Raw genomic sequence first — 358 nt, 5'->3', positions numbered from 1 at the left:
TGGTGGCGCAAGCTATGACAGTACTACCGGTGCAGTCAGCTCGCCAACCTATACCGTGAATGGCAACAACGTCAATAACGTAGGCGATGCGATCACGGCATTAGACAAAGGCTGGACTTTACAAAGCAATGGGTCAAATGCGGCTGCAGTCAAAGCTGGCGATACGGTAGATATTGGTACGGTTGCGGGTGAAACGAACCTGAAAGTGACCAAGACTGGCAATACAATTCAGTATGGACTGAATCGTGATCTGGATCTGGACAGCGTAACCACAGGTGACAGCAAGCTGGATAGCAATGGATTAACCATCGCTGGTGGACCAAGTGTGACCAAGACAGGTATTGATGCTGCTGGGAAC

Annotated in this window: 1 pseudogene; it reads left to right on the top strand. The window is 50.0% G+C overall.

The annotated features are described in order from the left end of the window. Window positions 1–358: pseudogene (locus tag AC056_RS19095) on the top strand (hemagglutinin); the annotation flags it as partial.

It is taken from the genome of Acinetobacter genomosp. 33YU (genome assembly GCF_001990725.1).
GTDB lineage: Bacteria > Pseudomonadota > Gammaproteobacteria > Pseudomonadales > Moraxellaceae > Acinetobacter > Acinetobacter seifertii.
The sequence above is the reverse complement of the archived record's forward strand: the minus strand, read 5'-3'. Positions and strand labels throughout refer to the sequence as shown.